This is a genomic window from Halomonas sp. B23F22_20, from assembly GCF_043496985.1.
Lineage (GTDB): Bacteria > Pseudomonadota > Gammaproteobacteria > Pseudomonadales > Halomonadaceae > Halomonas.
Genome location: NZ_JBIEKH010000003.1, coordinates 34861 through 53922, shown reverse-complemented (window position 1 = coordinate 53922; position 19062 = coordinate 34861). Strand labels below are relative to the sequence as shown.

At 66.7% G+C, this 19062-nt stretch carries 16 protein-coding genes and 1 tRNA gene; 13 read left to right on the top strand and 4 right to left on the bottom strand.

What is annotated here, in order from left to right; genetic code table 11:
- Positions 1–3 precede the first annotated feature (3 nt).
- Both ACGTN6_RS02620 and corA read right to left on the bottom strand, forming a co-directional pair.
- Entirely contained in the window at positions 4–1131 is a 1128-nt protein-coding gene (locus ACGTN6_RS02620; protein ID WP_394589667.1) for an ABC transporter substrate-binding protein, read from the bottom strand.
- Positions 1132–1330: 199 nt separating this feature from the next.
- Positions 1331–2296, bottom strand: coding sequence for a magnesium/cobalt transporter CorA (corA, locus tag ACGTN6_RS02615; protein WP_394589666.1), 966 nt, complete (start codon positions 2294–2296; stop codon positions 1331–1333).
- Positions 2297–2446: 150 nt separating this feature from the next.
- Here corA and ACGTN6_RS02610 point away from each other — a divergent pair, with 150 nt between their 5' ends.
- Both ACGTN6_RS02610 and ACGTN6_RS02605 read left to right on the top strand, forming a co-directional pair.
- Positions 2447–2728 carry a DUF2218 domain-containing protein gene (locus ACGTN6_RS02610; RefSeq protein ID WP_183388888.1) on the top strand — a complete coding sequence of 94 codons (282 nt, stop codon included), beginning with the start codon at positions 2447–2449 and terminating at the stop codon, positions 2726–2728.
- Entirely contained in the window at positions 2725–3663 is a 939-nt protein-coding gene (locus ACGTN6_RS02605) for an EamA family transporter (RefSeq protein WP_394589665.1), read from the top strand. Before ACGTN6_RS02610 ends, ACGTN6_RS02605 begins: the two co-directional genes overlap by 4 nt.
- On the opposite strand, the gene ACGTN6_RS02600 is transcribed toward ACGTN6_RS02605, so the two are convergent.
- The gene (locus ACGTN6_RS02600) at positions 3612–5567 is read right to left on the bottom strand and encodes an MBL fold metallo-hydrolase (protein ID WP_394589664.1); all 1956 of its coding nucleotides are present in this window, start codon (positions 5565–5567) and stop codon (positions 3612–3614) included. The genes ACGTN6_RS02605 and ACGTN6_RS02600 overlap by 52 nt on opposite strands.
- A 182-nt stretch (positions 5568–5749) precedes the next feature.
- On the opposite strand from ACGTN6_RS02600, the gene dapB reads away from it, so the two are divergent.
- The 4 genes from dapB to greA all read left to right on the top strand — a co-directional run bounded on the left by dapB (position 5750) and on the right by greA (position 11778).
- On the top strand, positions 5750–6556 hold the full coding sequence (gene dapB / locus ACGTN6_RS02595; RefSeq protein WP_394589663.1) for a 4-hydroxy-tetrahydrodipicolinate reductase: 807 nt from the start codon (positions 5750–5752) through the stop codon (positions 6554–6556).
- A 313-nt stretch (positions 6557–6869) separates the two neighbouring features.
- Positions 6870–8015, top strand: a complete 1146-nt coding sequence (gene carA / locus ACGTN6_RS02590; RefSeq protein ID WP_394589662.1) for a glutamine-hydrolyzing carbamoyl-phosphate synthase small subunit — start codon at positions 6870–6872, stop codon at positions 8013–8015.
- 59 nt (positions 8016–8074) lie between these two features.
- Complete coding sequence (carB, locus tag ACGTN6_RS02585) at positions 8075–11305, top strand: carbamoyl-phosphate synthase large subunit (protein WP_394589661.1); 3231 nt, start codon at positions 8075–8077, stop codon at positions 11303–11305.
- Positions 11302–11778 (top strand): transcription elongation factor GreA, encoded by a 477-nt coding sequence (greA, locus tag ACGTN6_RS02580; protein ID WP_183388883.1) that lies wholly within the window; start codon positions 11302–11304, stop codon positions 11776–11778. Before carB ends, greA begins: the two co-directional genes overlap by 4 nt.
- A gap of 116 nt (positions 11779–11894) precedes the next feature.
- On the opposite strand, the gene yhbY is transcribed toward greA, so the two are convergent.
- Positions 11895–12221, bottom strand: coding sequence for a ribosome assembly RNA-binding protein YhbY (yhbY, locus tag ACGTN6_RS02575; protein ID WP_394589660.1), 327 nt, complete (start codon positions 12219–12221; stop codon positions 11895–11897).
- Positions 12222–12396: 175 nt separating this feature from the next.
- Between yhbY and rlmE the strand changes: the two genes are divergently transcribed.
- The 7 genes from rlmE to ACGTN6_RS02540 all read left to right on the top strand — a co-directional run bounded on the left by rlmE (position 12397) and on the right by ACGTN6_RS02540 (position 19015).
- Positions 12397–13062, top strand: a complete 666-nt coding sequence (gene rlmE, locus ACGTN6_RS02570; RefSeq protein ID WP_394589659.1) for a 23S rRNA (uridine(2552)-2'-O)-methyltransferase RlmE — start codon at positions 12397–12399, stop codon at positions 13060–13062.
- A gap of 209 nt (positions 13063–13271) precedes the next feature.
- A complete protein-coding gene (gene ftsH, locus ACGTN6_RS02565) occupies positions 13272–15242 on the top strand; it encodes an ATP-dependent zinc metalloprotease FtsH (RefSeq protein WP_394589658.1) in 1971 nt (656 codons plus the stop codon).
- 102 nt (positions 15243–15344) lie between these two features.
- Positions 15345–16208, top strand: a complete 864-nt coding sequence (gene folP / locus ACGTN6_RS02560) for a dihydropteroate synthase (RefSeq protein ID WP_394589657.1) — start codon at positions 15345–15347, stop codon at positions 16206–16208.
- A complete protein-coding gene (glmM, locus tag ACGTN6_RS02555; RefSeq protein ID WP_394589656.1) occupies positions 16201–17550 on the top strand; it encodes a phosphoglucosamine mutase in 1350 nt (449 codons plus the stop codon). Before folP ends, glmM begins: the two co-directional genes overlap by 8 nt.
- Positions 17551–17781: 231 nt before the next feature.
- Positions 17782–18531, top strand: a complete 750-nt coding sequence (tpiA, locus tag ACGTN6_RS02550; RefSeq protein ID WP_394589655.1) for a triose-phosphate isomerase — start codon at positions 17782–17784, stop codon at positions 18529–18531.
- Positions 18532–18535: 4 nt separating this feature from the next.
- Complete coding sequence (gene secG / locus ACGTN6_RS02545; protein ID WP_394589654.1) at positions 18536–18904, top strand: preprotein translocase subunit SecG; 369 nt, start codon at positions 18536–18538, stop codon at positions 18902–18904.
- A 24-nt stretch (positions 18905–18928) separates the two neighbouring features.
- Positions 18929–19015: transfer RNA gene (locus ACGTN6_RS02540), tRNA-Leu, on the top strand.
- Positions 19016–19062 lie beyond the last annotated feature (47 nt).

Here is a 19062-nt window from a genome sequence, read left to right as displayed (position 1 = left end):
ATCCTAGCGGTCCTTCAGCGAGAGCCAGTAGCCCGGGGCGTAGTCTACCGGCAGGAAACGCTCGTGCAGCGTCTGCAGGGTGGCCTCGGGATCGAGATCGGCAAACAGTTCCGGATGCAGCCACTTGGCCAGCCGCTGGACGGCGACGAAATAGTAGGGACTGTTGTAGAACTGGTGCCAGATAGCGTGGAAATTGCCGGTCTCCACGGCCTCGATGCCGGTCATGGCGGTACGCTCGGTCAGTGCCTGGAGCTTGGCCCGGGCGGCGTCCATGTCGGCGCCGGGCCCCACGCCTACCCAGGCGCCGCCGGGCACATAGGCGTCCCAGTTGCCGCCGGTCACCACCACGTGTTGCGGGTCGGCGGCGATGATCTGCTCGGGGTTCAGCGTGCCGAAGGTGTTGGGAATGATGCCGTCGGCGATGTTGGTGCCGCCGGCGATCTCGACGTATTCCCCGAAGTTGCCCGGGCCGAAGCTCATGCAGCATTCCTCGGAGTAGCCGCCGGCGCGGTCGATGAAGACGCGCGGGCGCTCGGGATCGGCGGCAGCGATCGTCTCGGTGACGCGCGCCATCTGCTCCCGGGAAAAGGCGATGAAGGCCTCGGCATCGTCCTCCTCGCCCAGCAGCTCGCCCATCAGCCGCATGGAGGGGATGGTGTGCGCGAGCGGCTCCTCACGAAAGTCCACGTAGACGATGGGGATGCCGAGCTCGGCCAGCTTGTCGTCATAGCCGGCGTCCTCGGTGGCCGTTCTGGCCTCGAGGTTCATCAGCACCACATCCGGCTCCAGCGCGGCGGCCTGCTCCACGTCGAAGGTGCCGTCCTTGAAGCCGCCGAAGGTCGGAAGCGCCTCCATTTCGGGAAACTTCTCGGCATAGGCAGCGTAGTTGTCCGGGTCGGCCTGGGAGAAGTCCTCGCGCCAGCCCACGACATGCGCGAAGGGGGCGTCGGGCTGCAGGGCGCCCAGCAGGTAGACCTGGCGGCCCTCGCCAAGGATCATGCGCTCGACCGGGGCGTCGACGGTAACCTCGCGGCCGGCGACATCGGTGACGGTGATTTTCTCGGCCAGGACGGCCGAGGATGCGAGGGCGAAGGCCGTGCCGCCGACGGCGTTGAGCAGGGATTTCAGCATGGGGGATCTCGTTGATGGCGGTGCTGCGAAGACCGGGCGCGTCTGGCCGGCACGGAGGAGCGGATGCCTCTCGCCGTGTCTCTGCGTGTGTTTTCCGGAAGGCCCTGTCGCCAGCTTTTCTCGTTCGTCCTTGCGTATCGTTACTATTCGCAAGCGGCGGCTAGTATGGCCGATTCGTCAGGCACCGTCGAGACGGCGTCTACAGCCAGCCGGTGCGCCGGAAGCGCCGGTAGAGGGCGCCGCATGCCAGCCCCATCATCAGCAGCGCCAGGGGATAGCCGTAGCGCCAGTCGAGCTCCGGCATGTGGGCGAAGTTCATGCCCCAGACCCCGGCGAGGATGGTGGCCACGGCGAAGATCGCCGCCCAGGCCGCCAGGCGCTTGTGCACCTCGCCCTCGTCGATGGCCACCATCGACAGGTTGACCTGGATCGCGGTGATGATCATCTCGCGTATGGTGTCCACCGCCGCCTCGAGGCGGTGCAGATGGTCGTAGACATCGCGAAAGTACTCGCGGGTCTTGCGGCAAAGTGCCGGCACCCGGCCGCCGAACAGGTGGCTGACGGCGTCGCCCAGCGGCATGGCGGCATGCTTGAGCTGCATGGTCTGGCGCTTGAGCTGGTAGAGGCGCTCGAGGCTGGTGCGTGCGGAGCCGCGCACGAAGATCTGGTCCTCGATGCTTTCCAGCTCCGCCTGCAGCGCCTCGACCACCGGGAAGTAGCGGTCGACGACGGCATCCAGCAGGGCATAGAGCACGAAGGCCGGGCCCTGCTTGAGCAGCTTCGGCTCGCGTTCGCAGCGGCGGCGCACGGCGGTGAAGCCCTGGCACGAGCGCAAGCGTACCGAGAGCACGTAGCCGGGGCCGGCGAACACCGCTACCTGTCCCGACTCCAGCCGCTCGTCGCGCATGGTGATCATGTGCATGATGACGAACAGCGTCTCGCCGTACTCCTCGACCTTGGGGCGCTGCTCGCCGCGCAGGGCATCCTCGATGGCCAGCTCGTGAAGACCGAAGATGTCCTGAAAGGGGGCCAGTTCCTCCGGGTCGGGGTCGTGCAGTGCCACCCACACGAAGCAGTTCGGTCGGGCCATGTGCTCGGCGACCTCTTCGGGCCGGATGTCGCGCAGTCGGCGCCCCTGCTCGTAGGCAACGCAGTTGACGATCATGACGCTTCCTCCCTGTCGTGAACGGAGCCTCCTGCTAGAGAGCATAGCCGTCTCGCTACGTCGAACGCGTGGTTGTCGGCATGGGGCTGGCGCTGGGAGGGGGCGACGTCATAGGCTGGAGGCCCATGACCAAGGAACACGGAGTCCGATATGCCGATTTCACGTGCCGAGATTGCCACCGAATCCGGCGACAAGCTGATCAACCGGCTCTGCAAGCACTGGGCCCACAAGCTGGAGGTTGAGCAGAGCGAGGGCGAGGGGCGGGTGACCTTCGACGCGGGGAGCTGCCTGATGCGGGCCGAGCCCGGCAAGCTGCACGTGGCCGTCGAGGCTCTGGACGAAGAGGCCCTTGATCGACTCGAGGGCGTGGTGGCCAGCCACCTCGAGCGCATGGCCGGCAAGGAATCGCTGGAGATCGTCTGGGAGAATTGACGATCGAGCGGTCGTCGGCGCGCGGCGCCCACCTCGGCCTGCTGGCGTGGTCGGTGCTGGTGGGGCTGTCATTTCCCGCCGTGGGACTGCTCAGCGAGCTGCCGCCGCTGTCGTTGACCGCACTGCGTTTCGCCATCGCCTGCCTGGGGCTGTGGGGGCTGGTGCGTCGAGCGCCGGACTTCTGGCCCGGCTGGCGAGCCCTGCCGTGGTTTGCCGCCATGGGGCTTTGCCTGGCGGGTTTCTTCGGTGCCATGTTCTGGGCGGCCCATCATGCCACGGCGCTGTCCATGGCCACCCTCTACGTCAGCGTACCGCTGCTGGCCTATGGCATGGGGCTGGGGTTCGGCGTTGAGCGACTGTGCTGGCAGCTGCCAGCGATTCTCGCCCTGGGCGCGGTGGGTGCCCTGGGGCTGGCCGCGGCGGAGGCCCTGCAGCGCGGCGGCCAGTGGCAGCTTGGGATGGGAGAGGCCGTCTTCTTCCTCGGCTGTGTGTGTTCGGCACTCTATCCGGTGCTGTCGCGGCGCGGCCTGGTCAGCGGCCGGCTGCCCGCCTCGGCGGCGGTGCGCACCTTCTGGAGCCTGGGGCTCGGTGGCCTGCTGATCGGGGCACTGGGGCTGGCGGTTGAGCCGGTGGGCCGCCTGGCGGCCATGACCTGGCGCGACGGCCTGCTGATCGTCTACCTGGGGCTGTGCTCCAGCGCCCTGACCTTCTGGCTGATGCAGCGGGCCACTGCGGTACTCGGCCCGGGCACCGTCACCGCCTACGGCTACCTGGTGCCTTTCGTCTCCATGCTGCTGCTGTTCCTCGAGTCGCCGTCGCGCATCGGCTGGGTCTGGCTGCCGGGCAGCGCCCTGGTGCTGTTGGCCATCGTCCTGCTGCTGGTTCAGTCCTCCGCGCCCGCCGAGTCCGCTTCCGGCGCGCGACGAGACGGCTGACAGGCGGCGTCGAGCTCGGCATACAGAGCCGCGGTATCTCCGGCGTGGCGTCTCGAGAAGTGAAAGGGCACCAGCTGCGCCACGCCGGCGGCGGCGGCGATCTCGCCGCAGGCCCTGGCGGTGAGGTGGCCGGTGTCGCGAGCCTGGTCCGCTTCCCGTTCGAGGAAGGGCGCCTCGCAAACCAGGGTGTGCGCCTCCCGCGCCAGCGTCACCAGTCGCTTTCGATTGTCCGGCGTGTCGGCCAGGTCGGTGGCGTAGACCAGCCGCTGGCCCGGCGAGACGACGAGCAGCTCGGTAGCCAGTTCGCCCGCGGGGCGCACTTGGCCGCCGGGCAGGGCGATCGGTGCCTCGGGCTCGCCGGCCAGTACCCGGCGCTTGAGCTCGCCGAGCCACGGGCCCGGAGAAACGCCGCGGGCCGCCAGTTGTTCCCGGCGAACTCGGGCATGCGCCGCGGGCTCCAGGGCGAAGGCGAGCACCGGCGTGCCGTGATCCAGGGTGACGGCACGCACCCGGAAGCCTGGCTCGGCGAGCAGCACACCGTCAGGCGCGGGGGCGTCGGGCAGCCGACGGGTGTTGCGGCCGGCGATGACGATCCAGCGCTCGAGCCGGGCGCCGTGCAGTTCGGCGACCTCGAAGCGCGGTGCCTTGTCGCCGACCCGGTCCCACAGCACGCCGTCGACCTGTGCCGCCACGTGGCCGGCGAGCCCCGGCGGGCCGAATAGCCGGCAGGGCGGATAGTCGCCGATTCGCGAGCGCAGCAGCCAGGGAAAGCCGCCGATGTGATCGAAATGGGCGTGGCTGATGAAGACATCGCCGACCCGGTGGGCGAGCCGCGCCGGCAGCCGTCCGGCATCGCCGAGATCGAACAGCAGCTGGCGCCGCTGCCGATGCAGTCGCAGGTGCAGCAGAGGATCGCCGAACACGCCGTTGATCAGGGTGGCCGTGGCCGCCTCGAGGCGGATCACCGGGCGATGATTGTCCGAACGGGCCGTCGATGGCAGGGCAACGCTCAGCTCGGGTGGCGCGGGTGCCGCAGGGATCGGGCGATAGGGCGCTGCGGTGGCCAGTCGGCCCTCGCCGTCGCGATGCGCATCGCGGACGACGAGGGCGTGCATTCGCCCCTCGAAAGGTGGAGTGCGCAGGCGCAGCCGGTCGCCCTCCAGGGCGATGCTCTCGCCCAGGGTCAGGGTATTGCCATGAGCGTCCAGCAGCCCGATCTGCCGCCCCCGCCAGGCCTCGGGGGGCTCCCGGGGCGGCGGGGTGCCAAGCACCGCCAGGTCGTCGAGGGATAGCGTGCTCTCGATGGCATCGGCCAGCCAGGCATTCCAGGCCGCACTGCGTTGCAGCCGACGCTGTCGCTTGCCCGAATGGCGCGCCGCGGAGGCGGGCGCGAGCCGCTCGAGTGGCAAGCCCAGGCCCCGACACTCGTCGGTCAGCGGCAGCGGGGCGTCTGCCGGGGCGATCGCCAGCAGGGCGCGGGCATCGGCGGCGGTCGCGAGGGCCATCAACAGTTCGGCGGCCCCGCCGCCGCGGATCAGGCCTGGGGCATCGACCAGCAGCAAGCCGGGCGGCGCCTCCCCGGCCAGGCGGCGGGCGGCTTCCGCCAGCGGCAACCGAAAGCGCGACGCGTCGAGAGTGCACAGTGCTACCAGTGCCTCGAGGCGCCAGTGATCGCCGTTCCAGGCGCCCAGCCCCAGCGCCCCGGGAGGCCCGACGCCCGGCAGGCCCGGATCGGCGCTCAGGCAGCGGCAGGGGCATCCCTCCTCAGCGAGTCGTGCGGCGGCCGCCTTGGCCAGGGTGGTCTTGCCGCTGCCGGGAGCACCGAGCAGCAGCACCCGCCGGTGACGGCGAAGCAGCGCGGGTAGCGGGTGGTCGGCGGCCAGTGGGGCGAGGGGCGGAGTCATGGCGCGTCTCCTGTGCGGCTCCTCCCAGTGTGGGTCAAGTATCGGCCGTCCCCAACGGGCCGTCCCCAACGGGCCGTCCCCAATAGGCCGTCCGCTGCGGGCGCGCCGTGACGCCCCAGCCGCCCTCGGGCCTCTGGTATACTCCGGGCATCTTCAGGCAAGTCACTTTCAGGAGTTCCCGCATGACTCGTATCGCCATCGTCGGTGTCGCCGGCCGCATGGGCCGCACCCTGGTCAACGCCGTGCAGCAGGATGCCGAGGCCAGCCTGGCCGGCGGCGTCGTCGAGCCGGGCAGCTCGCTGGCCGGCGCCGATCTCGGCGAGCTGGCTGGGCAGGGTCGGCTGGGGGTGGCTGCTGCCGACTCCCTGGCGGCGATCGTCGACGACTTCGATGTGCTGATCGACTTCACCGCCCCGAAGGTGACGCTGGCCAACCTGGCCTTCTGCGCCGAGCATGGCAAGCGCATGGTGATCGGCACCACCGGCCTGTCCGATCAGGAGCTGGCCGAGCTGGACGGCTACCGCGACCGGGTACCGATGATCTTCGCGCCCAACATGAGCGTCGGGGTCAACCTGACGCTCAAGCTGCTCGAGACGGCCGCCAAGGCACTGGGTGACGAGGGCTACGACATCGAAGTGATCGAGTCTCACCACCGCCACAAGGTCGATGCCCCCTCCGGCACCGCGCTGAAGATGGGTGAAGTGATGGCCGAGGCCCTGGATCGCCCGCTCAAGGAGTACGGCGTATTCGAGCGGGTCGGCCAGTGCGGGCCGCGCACCGACAAGGAGATCGGCTTCGCGACCGTGCGTGCCGGCGACATCGTCGGCGAGCACACCGTGATGTTCGCCACCGAGGGCGAGCGCATCGAAATCACCCACAAGGCCAGTAGCCGCATGACCTTCGCCAAGGGCGCGGTGCGTGCCGCGCGCTGGGTGGCCGGCCAGCCGGTGGGGCGCTATGACATGCAGGACGTGATCGGGCTGAACTGAGTCATCAGCTTGAACCGCTGAGCCATTAGCCTGAAGTGAGCCTTTGGTCTGCGCCGAGGGGTAGCCGATCGAGGCTCGATGCTTTAAAATCCTACAAATTTTGGCCGGGCGACGGCCCATCGCCGCGCAAGCGCTTGTTGCGTCGGCCCTGCGTTCCGAGCGAATGACAACAAGCGGGATGAAACCGGTCTTTACTGTCGGGTTTCGTCCCGCTTTTTTACGGGCCGAAAAGCCGTGGGTCGAATCGCCCGTCGGGTGCCAGCCGAGCCCTATTCCTGACGAGCTGTCTCTTTACACCTGGGAGGACGTTGCATTGAACAAACCCGCGATACTGGCCTTGGAAGATGGCAGTGTGTTTCATGGCACCGCCATCGGTGCCGACGGACAAACCAGCGGTGAGGTGGTGTTCAATACGGCCATGACGGGCTACCAGGAAATCCTCACCGACCCCTCCTATACCCGTCAGATCGTCACCCTCACTTATCCCCATATCGGCAATACCGGCATCAATGCCGAGGACGTCGAATCCGGCGCCATCGCTGCCGCGGGCCTGGTGATCCGTGACCTGCCGCTGCTGGCCAGCAGCTTCCGCTCCGAGCAGTCGCTCTCCGACTACCTGGCGAGTCAGAACGTGCTGGGCATCGCCGATATCGATACCCGCCGCCTGACGCGCATCCTGCGCGACAAGGGGGCCCAGAACGGTGCCATCCTGGCCGGCGCGGAGGCCGAGGGCGAAGACGCCGTTGCACGCGCCCTGGACGCGGCAAAGGCCTTTCCCGGTCTCAAGGGCATGGACCTGGCCAAGGTGGTGTCCTGCCAGTCCCCCTACGAGTGGAGCGAGGGCGAGTGGACCCTGGGTACGGGCTATGCCGACGCCGGCGAGAGCGAACGGCCCTATCACGTGGTCGCCTACGATTACGGCGTCAAGCGCAACATCCTGCGCATGCTGGCCTCCCGCGGCTGCCGGCTGACCGTGGTGCCGGCCCAGACCCCGGCCAGCGAGGTCATGGCGCTGAATCCGGACGGCATCTTCCTCTCCAACGGCCCCGGCGATCCCGAGCCCTGCGAGTACGCCATCGCCGCCATCAGCGAGTTGCTCGAGACCGGAGTGCCGATCTTCGGCATCTGCCTGGGGCACCAGCTGCTGGCGCTGGCCAGCGGGGCCAGCTCGGTGAAGATGAAGTTCGGCCATCATGGCGCCAACCACCCGGTCCAGGACCTCGGCACCGGGCATGTGATGATCACCAGCCAGAACCACGGCTTCGCCGCGGACGAGGCAACCCTGCCCGACACCCTGCGCGCGACCCATCGCTCGCTGTTCGACGGCACCCTGCAGGGCATCGAGCGCACCGACCGTCCGGCCTTCAGCTTCCAGGGTCACCCGGAGGCGAGCCCCGGACCGCGCGACGTCGCGCCGCTGTTCGACCGCTTTATCTCCATGATGAAGGAACGCCGCTAAGCGTTGATCCTCAGTCACCATCGAGTCCGTCTTTACACCGATTAGCCGCGGGAACCGTCATGCCAAAACGTACCGACATCCAGAGCATCCTGATCATCGGCGCTGGCCCGATCGTCATCGGCCAGGCCTGTGAGTTCGATTATTCCGGCGCCCAGGCCTGCAAGGCCCTGCGCGAAGAGGGTTACCGGGTCATCCTGGTCAACTCCAACCCGGCCACCATCATGACCGACCCGGTGATGGCCGATGCCACCTACATCGAGCCGATCACCTGGCAGGCGGTGGAGAAGATCATCGAGGCCGAAAAGCCCGATGCCGTGCTGCCGACCATGGGTGGCCAGACCGCGCTCAACTGCGCGCTCGACCTGGACAAGCACGGCGTGCTCGACAAGCACGGTGTGGAGATGATCGGCGCCAACGCCGACGCCATCAACATGGCCGAGGATCGTGATCTCTTCGACCAGGCCATGAAGCGCATCGGCCTGGAGTGCCCCAAGGCCAAGGTCGCCCACACCATGGACGAGGCCTGGGAGATCCAGGGCGAGCTCGGCTTCCCGGTGATCATCCGTCCGTCCTACACCATGGGCGGCTCCGGCGGCGGCGTGGCCTACAACAAGGAGGAGTTCGAGGAAATCTGCACCCGCGGCTTCGAGCTCTCCAACAACCACGAGCTGCTGATCGACGAGTCGCTGCTGGGGTGGAAGGAATACGAGATGGAGGTCGTTCGCGACAAGAACGACAACTGCATCATCGTCTGTGCGATCGAGAACTTCGACCCCATGGGCGTGCACACCGGTGACTCCATCACCGTGGCCCCGGCCCAGACGCTGACCGACAAGGAATACCAGAACATGCGCGACGCCTCTCTGGCGGTGTTGCGCGAGATCGGCGTCGAGACCGGCGGCTCCAACGTCCAGTTCGGCGTCGACCCGAAGACCGGCCGCGTGGTGGTCATCGAGATGAACCCGCGCGTCTCGCGCTCCTCGGCGCTGGCCTCCAAGGCCACCGGCTTCCCGATCGCCAAGATCGCCGCCAAGCTGGCCGTCGGCTACACCCTGGACGAGCTCTCGAACGACATCACCGGTGGCCGCACGCCGGCATCCTTCGAACCGTCCATCGACTACGTCGTCACCAAGATTCCGCGCTTTACCTTCGAGAAGTTCCCTCAGGCCAACGACCGCCTGACCACCCAGATGAAGTCGGTGGGCGAGGTGATGGCCATTGGCCGCACCTTCCAGGAGTCGCTGCAGAAGGCGCTGCGCGGCATGGAGACCGGTAACGACGGCCTCGATCCCAAGGTCACCCGCTTCACCGACGAAGCCATGGCCCACATCAAGGGCGAGCTTCAGGCCGCAGGTGCCGACCGCATCTTCTACGTCGCCGACGCCATGCGCGCCGGCATGAGCGTCGAGGACGTGTTCGCGCTGACCAACATCGATCGTTGGTTCCTGGTCCAGCTCGAGGACCTGATCCTGACCGAGCAGGCGCTGGCCAAGCGCTCGCTCTCCGAGCTGGACTCCCGCGAGCTGCTGCGCCTGAAGCGCAAGGGCTTCTCCGATGCTCGCCTGGCCCGGCTGCTCGGCGTGGCCGAGAAGGAATTCCGCAAGACTCGGCAGAAGGCCGGTATCCGCCCGGTCTACAAGCGGGTCGATACCTGCGCGGCCGAGTTTGCCTCCGATACCGCCTACATGTACTCCACCTATGAGGAGGAGTGCGAGGCCGAGGTGAGCGACAAGAAGAAGATCATGGTGCTCGGCGGCGGTCCCAACCGCATCGGTCAGGGCATCGAGTTCGATTACTGCTGCGTCCACGCCGCGCTGGCCATGCGCGACGACGGCTATGAGACCATCATGGTCAACTGCAACCCGGAGACCGTCTCTACCGACTACGATACCTCCGACCGCCTCTACTTCGAGCCGGTGACCCTGGAGGACGTGCTGGAGATCGCCGACAAGGAGCAGCCGGCCGGCGTCATCGTGCAGTTCGGCGGCCAGACGCCGCTCAAGCTGGCTCGCGAGCTGGAGGCCGCTGGCGTGCCGATCATCGGCACCACCCCGGACGCTATCGACCGCGCCGAGGACCGCGAGCGCTTCCAGCAGATGATCGACAAGCTGGGGCTCAAGCAGCCGCCCAATGCCACCGCGCGCAGCTTCGACGAGGCCTTCGCCAAGGCCGAGACCATTGGCTACCCGCTGGTGGTGCGCCCGAGCTACGTGCTTGGCGGCCGAGCCATGGAGATCGTCTACGACGCTTCCGAGCTGGAGAACTACATGACCCACGCGGTCAAGGTCTCCAACGACTCGCCGGTGCTGCTGGATCACTTCCTCAATGCCGCCGTCGAGGTCGACATCGACGCGGTGTCCGACGGGGCGCAGGTGGTGATCGGCGGCATCATGCAGCACATCGAGCAGGCCGGCGTGCACTCCGGCGACTCCGCCTGCGCGCTGCCGCCCTATTCGTTGCCCGCCGACGTGCAGGACGAGATGCGCGACCAGGTCAAGCGCATGGCGGTGGAGCTCGGCGTCAACGGCCTGATGAACGTGCAGCTGGCCTGGCAGGATGGCGAGATCTACGTCATCGAGGTCAACCCGCGCGCCTCGCGTACCGTGCCCTTCGTCTCCAAGTGTATCGGTACCTCGCTGGCCCAGGTGGCGGCGCGCTGCATGGCCGGCATCAGCCTGGTCGACCAGGGCTTCGTGGCCGAGATCGTGCCGCAGACCTACAGCGTCAAGGAAGCGGTCTTCCCGTTCAACAAGTTCCCGGGTGTCGATCCCATCCTGTCGCCGGAGATGAAATCCACCGGCGAAGTGATGGGCTCGGGCGACACCTTCGCCGAGGCCTTCTACAAGGCGCAGCTGGGCGCCGGCGAGGCGATTCCGGCGTTGACCGGCGAGCGCAAGGCCTTCCTCTCGGTGCGCGAGCCGGACAAGGCGGGTGTTATCGAGGTGGCCCGTTCTCTGTTAACATTGGGCTTCACCCTTTGCGCGACCCGTGGCACGGCGACGGCCCTTCAGGCGGCCGATCTGCCCGTGGAGATCGTCAACAAGGTTTATGAGGGTCGTCCGCACATTGTCGATCTGCTCAAGAACGACGAGGTCGCCTACATCGTCAATACCACCGAGGGCCGTCAGGCCATCAATGATTCCTCGGTGATCCGCCGCACTGCACTCGCCCGAAAGGTTCCCTATGCCACCACCCTGGCAGGGGCCAAGGCCGTTTGTCTGGCGCTCGAGTACGGTAATGCCATCACCGTGCGGCGGTTACAGGAACAGCATGCAGGAGTCAGTCAATGAACAAGGTTCCGATGACCGTCGTCGGTGAGCAGCGTCTTCGCGACGAGCTCGATCATCTCAAGAGCGAGGCCCGCCCGAATGTGATCGCGGCCATCGCCGAGGCTCGTGAGCACGGCGACCTCAAGGAGAACGCCGAGTACCATGCGGCCCGCGAACAGCAGGGCTTCATCGAGGGGCGGATCCAGGAGATCGAAGGCAAGCTCTCCAACGCGCAGGTCATCGACGTCACCAAGCTGCCCAAGACCGGCAAGGTCATCTTCGGCGTGACCGTGGGTCTGCTCAACCTGGAGACCGACGATGAAGTGACCTATCGCATCGTCGGCGAGGACGAGGCCGACATCAAGGCCGGCCAGATCTCCGTCACCTCTCCCATCGCCCGTGCCCTGATCGGCAAGGAAGAGGGCGACGTGGCGCTGGTGCGTACCCCTGGTGGCGAAGTCGAGTACGAGATCTCGAGCGTCGAGCACCTGTAGCCCTTCGGGCAGCTGTAAGCCATAAGCTTTAAGCTGTAAGAAAACACCCCCGAGGCAGAACCTCGGGGGTGTTTCGGTTTGACTTACAGCTTACGGCTCGCGCGAAGCGCGGTGGCTCAGCGCCGGCCGTGGTGCTCTTCGAAGCGCTTGATGTTGGACAGCTTCGGGTTGGCCTTGGGGTTGTGGCGGTAGAAGAGGGCGACCTTGCCGATCTTCTGTACCAGCTCGGCGTCGCTCTCCGCGACCAGCGCCTCGAGCATGGCGGCGCGATCTTCGCGCTCGGTCAGGGCCAGCTTGACCTTGACCAGTTCGTGATCGGACAGGGCGCGGTCGAGCTCGGCGAGCACGCCCTCTGAGAGGCCGTTCTCGGAGACCGTCACTACGGGGTCGAGATGGTGGCCGATGCTGCGAAATGCTTTCTTTTGTGCCTGTGACAAGCTCATGGTATCGTGCTTCTTCCCGGTTGGCGCGCAGCGTTCCATGGTACGGCGAATCGCCTCGCGGCGAAAGCGCGGCCACCTTCACAGCCTCCCCGACCGGGTCGCAGGTCAGCACCCCTTCCCCGATGTCCGGAATTCGCTCGACCGCCTGTCATCCAGACCATCCACAGGTGATGCCGTGGCCTCTTCCCATGATTCCCGTGCCAAGGGCGGCGCCAAGCGGCGCAGCGCCAGCAAGAGCAGTGCTGGCTGGCTGAAGGAACACTTCGACGACCGCTACGTCCAGCAGAGCTGGCAGGACGGCTATCGTTCGCGGGCAAGCTACAAGCTGCTGGCCCTGGACGACAAGGACCGCCTGCTGCGCCCCGGCATGACGGTGATCGATCTGGGGGCCGCCCCGGGTGGCTGGAGCCAGGTTGCCGCCGAGAAGGTCGGCGACCGAGGCGTGGTCATCGCTTCCGACATCCTCGAGATGGACGCCCTGGCCGGCGTCGACTTCGTGCAGGGCGATTTCACCGAAGACCACGTGCTCGACGAGATCCTCGCCTGTCTGGGGAATCGTCCGGTAGACCTTGTGATGTCAGACATGGCCCCCAATATGAGTGGTATGGCTGCCATCGACCAGCCACAGGCCATGTACCTGGTAGAGCTGGCGCTGGATCTGGCACGCCAGACCCTGTCGCCCGGGGGGACTTTCCTGGCCAAGGTGTTTCAGGGGGAAGGGTTCGATGCCTACCTCAAGGAGCTGCGCGGCAGCTTCAAGCGGGTGGTGACCCGCAAGCCGGAGGCTTCCCGGGCGCGCTCCCGCGAGGTCTACCTGCTGGCGGAGGGATTCCGCGGCTGAACCGGCCGATGCCGATTCGGCCCTCCAGGGCGCTTTGGCGCCCTGATAGTGTCAGCCTAACGATGCAATGGCCAGACACGGTGGCGTGTCTGTGTCACAGTGTGGGCACGTGCGGGTATTTCACCCGCTGGCCGAACATGTACTGCTAGGGTAGTGTCGAAGGGCCAGGCCTGTTCGGCCGACAGATTCTTGCAATTGAGGGTAGTCCCTTGAACGACATGGCGAAGAACCTGATTCTGTGGTTGGTCATCGCGGCGGTGCTGCTGACGGTGTTCAACAACTTCAGCGTCGAGAACACACCGCAGACGATGAACTATTCGCAGTTCGTCCAGCAGGTGCAAAACGAGCAGGTCAAGAGCGTGACCATCGATGGCTACACCATCAATGGCGAGCGCACCGACGGCTCCCAGTTCCAGACCATCCGGCCGGCGGCGGAAGATCCCAAGCTGATGGACGATCTGCTGGCTCACGACGTCACCGTGGTGGGCAAGGAGCCGGAGCAGCAGAGCCTGTGGACGCGGCTGCTGATCGCCAGTTTCCCGATCCTGTTGATCCTGGCCATCTTCATGTTCTTCATGCGCCAGATGCAGGGCGGCGGCAGCGGTAAGGGCGGACCGATGAGCTTCGGCAAGTCCAAGGCCAAGCTGCTTTCCCAGGACCAGATCAAGACCACCTTCGCTGACGTGGCCGGCTGCGACGAGGCCAAGGAAGAGGTCGAGGAGCTGGTCGACTTCCTGCGCGACCCGACCAAATTCCAGCGCCTGGGCGGTACCATCCCGCGCGGGGTGCTGATGGTGGGCCCGCCCGGTACCGGCAAGACGCTGCTTGCCAAGTCGATCGCTGGCGAGGCCAAGGTGCCGTTCTTCTCGATTTCCGGTTCCGACTTCGTCGAGATGTTCGTCGGCGTGGGCGCATCAAGGGTGCGCGACATGTTCGAGCAGGCCAAGAAGCAGGCGCCTTGTATCATCTTCATCGACGAGATCGATGCCGTGGGCCGCTCCCGCGGTGCCGGCATGGGCGGGGGCAACGACGAGCGCGAACAGACGCTGAACCAGCTGCTGGTGGAGATGGATGGCTTCGAGGCCAATGAAGGCATCATCGTCATCGCCGCCACCAACCGCCCCGACGTCCTCGACCCGGCGCTGCTGCGCCCGGGCCGCTTCGACCGCCAGGTCACCGTGCCGCTGCCCGACATCCGTGGCCGCGAGCATATCCTCAACGTGCACCTGCGCAAGGTGCCGCTGGCCGACGACGTCAAGCCGTCCTACATCGCTCGCGGTACCCCTGGCTTCTCCGGTGCCGACCTGGCCAACCTGGTCAACGAGGCGGCGCTGTTCGCCGCGCGCGGCAACAAGCGCCTGGTGGGCATGGATGAGCTGGAGATGGCCAAGGACAAGATCATGATGGGCGCCGAGCGACGCTCCATGGTCATGACCGAGAAGGACAAGCTCAATACCGCCTATCACGAGTCGGGCCATGCGATCATCGGTCTGGTGATGCCGGAGCATGACCCGGTCTACAAGGTCACCATCATCCCGCGTGGCCGGGCGCTGGGCGTGACCATGTTCCTCCCCGAGGAGGATCGTTACAGCCTGTCGCGCCAGCAGATCATCAGCCAGATCTGCTCTCTGTTCGGCGGCCGCATCGCCGAGGAGATGACACTGGGGCCGAACGGGGTGACAACCGGCGCCTCCAACGACATCAAGCGTGCCACCGAGCTGGCCCACAACATGGTCGCCAAGTGGGGCCTGTCCGAAGAGATGGGGCCGATCATGTACGACGAGGACGAGTCCCACCAGTTCCTCGGCGGTCCTGGCCAGAGCGGCGGAAAGCTCAAGTCCGGCGAGACGGTCACCAAGCTCGACAAGGAAGTGCGCCGCGTCATCGATGAATGCTACGCCCAGGCCAAGCAGATCCTCGAGGACAACCGCGACAAGCTGGATGCCATGGCCGAAGCGCTGGTGCAGTACGAGACCATCGACGCCGACCAGCTCAAGGACATCATGGCCGGCCGCACGCCGCGTCCGCCCAAGGACTGGGACGAGGGTGGTCCGGGGACCGGCGCGCCGATCGGCGAGGCCCCGAAGGGGGACACCAAGCCGGCCGACGATGCCGACGACGAGGAGGAGTCCTCGGGTCGTCGTCCCTCCGACCCTCTCGGCGGGCCGGCCGGCAGCTGACGCCATGCGGCATCGATGATCACCGGGCGCCCCGCGGGGCGCCCTTGCCGTGGCGGGGGTGTCTCCGGCCCCCGTCGATCCCAGAACGCTTCCAGGACGACGATGCATAACAGCGCCCCGACTTCCCTCCAGTGCGGCCGGCACCGGCTCGATCTCTCCTTTCCCCGCGTCATGGGGATCCTCAACGTCACCCCCGACTCCTTCTCCGACGGTGGCCGTCACGTGGCCCTCGACGATGCCCTGCGGCGTGCCGAGCAGATGCTTGCCGAGGGAGCGGCGATCATCGACGTAGGCGGTGAGTCCACGCGCCCCGGGGCCGATCCCGTCTCGGCGCAGCAGGAGATCGACCGCGTGGTGCCGGTGGTCGAGGCGCTGGTGCGCGAGCTCGACGCTCTGGTGTCGGTGGATACCAGCACGCCCGAGGTGATGCACGAGTCGGCGCTGGCCGGTGCCGGGATGCTCAATGACGTGCGCAACCTGCGCCGCGAAGGAGCCCTGCGCGCGGCAGCCACCAGTGGGCTGCCGGTGTGCGTGATGCACATGCTCGGCGAACCGGGCGACATGCAGCAGGCGCCGCATTATGACGTGCCGGTGGAGGAGGCGGTGGCCGAGTTTCTCGAGCAGCGTCTGGCAGCCTGCGAGGCCGCCGGGCTGCGTCGCGAGCGGTTGATCCTCGATCCCGGTTTCGGCTTTGCCAAGACCGTCGAGCATAACCTGCGCCTGCTCAATCGCATGGAGCGTCTGCAGCGGCTCGGCCTGCCGCTGTTGGTGGGCATGTCGCGCAAGAGCATGATCGGCAAGGTGCTGGAGCGGCCGGTCGAGGAGCGCCTGTCCGGCGGCCTGGCGCTGTCGGCGCTGGCCGTCGAGCGCGGTGCACGGATACTGCGCGTCCATGATGTGGGGCCCCACGTGGACGCGGTGAACATGACCTGGGCCGTGCTTGAGGAAGGATGCGAGAATGACTAAGCGTTACTTCGGGACCGACGGTATCCGCGGCACCGTGGGTGAGGCGCCCATCACCCCTGACTTCATGCTCAAGCTGGGCTGGGCCACCGGTCGGGTGCTGGTGCGTGAGAGCGGTCGAGCCCGGGTGCTGATCGGCAAGGATACCCGCATTTCCGGCTACATGTTCGAGTCGGCCCTGGAGGCTGGCCTGTCCGCGGCCGGCGTCGATGTCATCCTGCTGGGACCCATGCCCACCCCGGGGATCGCCTACCTGACGCGGACCTTTCGCGCCGATGCGGGCATCGTCATCTCGGCCTCCCACAATCCGTTCGCCGATAATGGCATCAAGTTCTTTTCCGCCGCCGGGGCCAAGCTCGATGATGCCGTCGAGGAACGCATCGAGGCGATGCTCGACGAGCCGCTGACTACCGTGGCACCGGATGCCCTGGGCAAGGCGCGGCGGGTGGACGATGCGGCCGGTCGCTACATCGAGTTCTGCAAGTCGACCATTCCTGATCGGGTCGACTTGCATGGCCTGAAGATGGTGATCGACTGCGCCCATGGCGCCACCTACCACATTGCGCCCAACGTGCTGCGCGAACTGGGCGCCCGGGTGGACGTGATCGGCGCCGAGCCCGACGGGCTCAACATCAATCACGAGGTCGGCTCCACCCATCCCGCGGCCTTGCGGGCGGCGGTGATCCAGCGTGGCGCCGACCTAGGCGTGGCCTTTGACGGCGACGGCGACCGGGTGCTGATGGTGGATGCTGACGGTCGCGAAATCGACGGCGATGACATCCTCTACCTGATCGCGCGCGACCGCCACGGGCGCGGCGATCTGGGCGGGGGCGTGGTCGGCACCCTGATGAGCAATTTCGGGCTGGCCGCGGCGCTCGAGACGCTGGGCATTCCCTTCGAGCGGGCCAGGGTCGGCGATCGCTACGTCATGGAACGCCTGACGGCCAATGGCTGGCAGCTGGGCGGCGAGTCCTCAGGGCATATTGTCTGTGGCCATGTGCAGACCACCGGCGACGGCATCGTCTCGGCCTTGCAGGTGCTGTCGATCATGGTTCGTGAGGGCCGGGCGCTGGGGCAACTGCTCGATGGCCTGGAGAAGGCGCCGCAGTCGCTGGTCAACGTGCGCCTGACGCCGAACGCCGATGCTCGGGCCCTGATGGACGAACCCGCGCTCAAGTCGGCGGTGGCGGCGGTCGAGGCCGAGCTTGGCGACCAGGGGCGGGTGCTGCTGCGTCCTTCCGGCACCGAGCCACTGATCCGGGTGATGGTCGAGGGGCGTCCGCACCTCGATGTGGATGGTCTGGCTCGACGCTTGGCCGATGACGTCGAGGGGCTGCTGTCCTGACCTCAAGAGCCGGTCGCCCCAGGCTCACGAGGCGACGGGATGTCGAGACATGCTTATCGACCTCGTGAGGCGAATCGCCCGCTATTCAGCGAACCAGGTTTAATGACACATCTTGGCTGAAAGCCATGTGTCGCGCTGGATCGGCGTTGAGGTCGACAGGCTTACGGCCCTGGTTGTGTTGACAGGGCCGCTCCTATACCATTTCGCTCCACCTTGAAAGAGGGAAGTTGCATGCCTACGCCGCTGATCGCCGGCAATTGGAAGATGAACGGATCCCGGGCACTGGTCGAAGAGTTCGGCCGTGCCTTCCATGATGCCGACCTGCCGGAGTGCGTAGCGGTGGCATTGATGGTGCCCTTTCCCTATCTGGATGCCGCCGTGCGCGCCTTCGATGGTTCGCGCCTGTCGTTGGGCGCCCAGACCCTGAGCGATCAGCCCGCGGGAGCCTTCACCGGCGAGGTCAGCGGTGAGATGCTGCGCGAGTGTGGCGCGCGGATGGTGCTGGTGGGCCATTCCGAACGTCGTACCCTGTTCGGTGAGGACGATGCCGCCGTTCTGGCCCGCGTGCGGGCTGCCCTGGCGGTTGAACTCACCCCGGTGCTGTGCGTGGGCGAAACCCTCGAGGAGCGTGACGCCGGGCGCACCGAAGCCGTGGTGCTCGGTCAGCTCGAGGCGGTGTTCGACGCCCTGAAGCCTGCCGAGCGTGCTCGGTTGGTGATCGCCTACGAGCCGGTGTGGGCCATCGGTACCGGCCGCACGGCGACGCCTGATCAGGCCCAGGCCGTACACGGTGCCATCAGGGAGCGCCTCGCTAGCTATGACACCGAGCTCGCTGCCGCCATGCAGGTGCTCTACGGCGGCAGCATGAAAGCCGCCAATGCCGCCGAGCTGCTCGCTCAGCCCGATATCGATGGTGGTCTGGTGGGCGGCGCTTCCCTGAAGGTCGACGATTTCCTAGCCATTTGCCAGTCAGCAGGTTGATTCCATGCAAGTTGCCATTCTCATGATCCATGTGGCGATCGCCATCGCCCTGGTCGCCCTGATCCTGCTGCAGCAGGGCAAGGGCGCCGATGCCGGTGCCTCTTTCGGTGGCGGCGCCTCCCAGACCGTGTTCGGCTCGCGCGGCAGCGGCAATTTCCTGTCCCGGGCCACCGGTGTGCTGGCTGCGGCCTTCTTCGCTACCTCCCTGACCCTGGCGTATTTCGCCTCCCAGGCCGGTGAGGCACCGGAAGACATCGGCATTCCCGATGCCGAATTGATCGAACAGCAGCAGAATGCCGTGCCGACTCTTGACGAAGAGGGTCAGAGTATGGATAATACTGCGCCAGTGCTGGAGGAGAGCGGCAGCAATTGAGTCGCGAATCCGGCCTCCCCTGATGCCGAAGTGGTGGAATTGGTAGACACGCTATCTTGAGGGGGTAGTGGCCTTACGGCCGTGCGGGTTCAAGTCCCGCCTTCGGCACCATCTTGAAGCCGTTCCGGCGAACATCGTTTGCCGTGCTCGGGCCTTCA

Excerpts from the sequence above, each read along its gene's own strand:
- greA (WP_183388883.1), top strand. The coding sequence starts at position 11,302 with ATGAACAAGGTTCCGATGACCGTCGTCGGTGAGCAGCGTCTTCGCGAC.
- secG (WP_394589654.1), top strand. The coding sequence starts at position 18,536 with ATGCAAGTTGCCATTCTCATGATCCATGTGGCGATCGCCATCGCCCTG.
- ACGTN6_RS02600 (WP_394589664.1), bottom strand. The coding sequence starts at position 5,567 with ATGACTCCGCCCCTCGCCCCACTGGCCGCCGACCACCCGCTACCCGCG.
- tpiA (WP_394589655.1), top strand. The coding sequence starts at position 17,782 with ATGCCTACGCCGCTGATCGCCGGCAATTGGAAGATGAACGGATCCCGG.
- carB (WP_394589661.1), top strand. The coding sequence starts at position 8,075 with ATGCCAAAACGTACCGACATCCAGAGCATCCTGATCATCGGCGCTGGC.
- ACGTN6_RS02610 (WP_183388888.1), top strand. The coding sequence starts at position 2,447 with ATGCCGATTTCACGTGCCGAGATTGCCACCGAATCCGGCGACAAGCTG.
- dapB (WP_394589663.1), top strand. The coding sequence starts at position 5,750 with ATGACTCGTATCGCCATCGTCGGTGTCGCCGGCCGCATGGGCCGCACC.
- glmM (WP_394589656.1), top strand. The coding sequence starts at position 16,201 with ATGACTAAGCGTTACTTCGGGACCGACGGTATCCGCGGCACCGTGGGT.
- folP (WP_394589657.1), top strand. The coding sequence starts at position 15,345 with ATGCATAACAGCGCCCCGACTTCCCTCCAGTGCGGCCGGCACCGGCTC.
- yhbY (WP_394589660.1), bottom strand. The coding sequence starts at position 12,221 with ATGAGCTTGTCACAGGCACAAAAGAAAGCATTTCGCAGCATCGGCCAC.
- ACGTN6_RS02620 (WP_394589667.1), bottom strand. The coding sequence starts at position 1,131 with ATGCTGAAATCCCTGCTCAACGCCGTCGGCGGCACGGCCTTCGCCCTC.
- corA (WP_394589666.1), bottom strand. The coding sequence starts at position 2,296 with ATGATCGTCAACTGCGTTGCCTACGAGCAGGGGCGCCGACTGCGCGAC.